Raw genomic sequence first — 1,749 nt, 5'->3', positions numbered from 1 at the left:
GTGATATTGCCGAGCAGTTTGACAATGTCAGTATCATCAAATTGCCTCCCTATTCACCAGAGCTAAATCCAATTGAACAAGTATGGAGTTGGCTGCGACAACACTATTTAGCCAACCAAAGTTTTACGAACTATAACGATGTTGTCGAGCAGGTATGTAGAGCATGGAATGGCTTCTTGGAAAGTGCAGATTTGGGTGCAAACGATGTGTAAAAGGGAGTGGGTTAACCTGACCAGTTAATTTTCCAGATTGGTATAAGTTTGGTTGTGTATTTTTACTGTAATAGCATCGTGGTTTCATGAAACCACGATGCTATCTTTGGAAAAACACTATTCATCAAATAAAGTAATCTTTATTGCTTATTGAATCAGTTGCCAGACTCAAAAGCCGAAAATAAATTAAACGGCGTTTGGTACTTTTCTAGTGTAGAAAGGTGCATTAATTGCTCTTGATCCAAACCGTCTAAGATTTTTTTATTGTCTTCTTTAGGGAGGTCATATCGCCTTAACTCTATATATTCATTTAAAGCATCAACTTCCCCAAAAACAGCCAAGTCAAAAATAACACTAATATAATCTGACTCTTCAGGCTGAGCGCAACGTTTTTCTGCCATTTTGGATAATTCAAACAAAACAACCTTCTGAGTTAACGTAGGTTGAGATTTAAGCCATTCATTATCTATCGTAATTTGTCTCTGTTTCTTGAGCTTTGAGCACTCTCCAACCTTTTGATTAAGTGCGTCATACACCTCAATGTATTTAATTTGCAAAGACTCTTTTGTCTCAAGCCCCGAAGCGAAAGCGCAACCAGACAATAAAATAAGCACCATCAATAACTTAAAGCGAGTTATATACACATGTCCAAAATTCATAATCTTTCCCTGTAGAAAATAACATTTCATTTTCAGCAATAGTTTCTAATCGTTTTCTTTTTATATCAGGAATAGCCATCATTGCTTCATTAAATGTTTTCCATTGATACGTAGAGGCGTTCCACCCCGCATTTGTAAGTGCAACACCTGGATAAGACTTTCGTCCGGCAAAGATATGATAGAAAGGTACTAGAGCAAGAATCTTGTCTAGATAACTACTCATTTGGTTTACATTGTTCATCTCTTTAATTGCGTTCATAGTACGCTGGGATGGTTTAAAGTCCTTAATGTTACAAAAGTTTCCTTTCATTTGTGCTGGCATAAAAACCTCAATTATAGGGAGTTCTAACGAGGTCGTTATAGCATGATAACGAACAATCTAATTATGTGTGTCTTTGAATAATGAATGCAGATCACTCCGGGGCAAGTTATTACTCACAATGAAAGAACCCAGAAATAGAAAAAGCCCAGTCAAACGACTGGGCTTTTTATTTGCATAAACATGCAATTGAAGATGGCAGGGGTGGAGAGATTCGAACTCCCAACACGCGGATTTGGAATCCGCTGCTCTGCCAATTGGAGCTACACCCCTGTTGTTCGTGTTTAATGAGACGACTCTCGGAATAAGTGGCGGAGCGGACGGGACTCGAACCCGCGACCCCCGGCGTGACAGGCCGGTATTCTAACCAACTGAACTACCGCTCCGCACTGGTTAGACTCTTGAGTCTAAATTTAAAGCCTGGCGATGTCCTACTCTCACATGGGGAAACCCCACACTACCATCGGCGCTAATTCGTTTCACTTCTGAGTTCGGAATGGAAATCAGGTGGGTCCAAATCGCTATGGTCGCCAAGCAAATTCTTTAATCTGGAAAGCTG

Annotated in this window: 3 protein-coding genes, 2 tRNA genes and 1 rRNA gene; 1 reads left to right on the top strand and 5 read right to left on the bottom strand. The window is 39.9% G+C overall.

Going from position 1 to position 1,749, the window contains the following annotated elements:
- Positions 1 to 212 (top strand): transposase (locus QTN94_RS19805; protein WP_331428631.1); only part of this gene is annotated, 212 nt, incomplete at its 5' end.
- Between the two features lie 155 nt (positions 213 to 367).
- Here the strand turns inward: QTN94_RS19805 and QTN94_RS19800 are convergent.
- The 5 genes from QTN94_RS19800 to rrf all read right to left on the bottom strand — a co-directional run bounded on the left by QTN94_RS19800 (position 368) and on the right by rrf (position 1,725).
- Positions 368 to 871, bottom strand: a complete 504-nt coding sequence (locus QTN94_RS19800) for a hypothetical protein (protein WP_138973142.1) — start codon at positions 869 to 871, stop codon at positions 368 to 370.
- Positions 837 to 1,193, bottom strand: coding sequence for a hypothetical protein (locus tag QTN94_RS19795; protein WP_331428630.1), 357 nt, complete (start codon positions 1,191 to 1,193; stop codon positions 837 to 839). Before QTN94_RS19795 ends, QTN94_RS19800 begins: the two co-directional genes overlap by 35 nt.
- Positions 1,194 to 1,386: 193 nt before the next feature.
- A tRNA-Trp gene (locus QTN94_RS19790) sits at positions 1,387 to 1,463 on the bottom strand.
- Positions 1,464 to 1,499: 36 nt separating this feature from the next.
- Positions 1,500 to 1,576 (bottom strand) — tRNA-Asp (locus tag QTN94_RS19785).
- 32 nt (positions 1,577 to 1,608) lie between these two features.
- Positions 1,609 to 1,725: ribosomal RNA gene (gene rrf, locus QTN94_RS19780) — 5S ribosomal RNA — on the bottom strand.
- Positions 1,726 to 1,749: the final 24 nt, after the last annotated feature.

The sequence above is a fragment of the Vibrio sp. M250220 genome, assembly GCF_036533795.1.
GTDB lineage: Bacteria > Pseudomonadota > Gammaproteobacteria > Enterobacterales > Vibrionaceae > Vibrio.
Note: the sequence above shows the minus strand (reverse complement) of the source record. Positions and strands in the feature narration are given on the sequence as shown.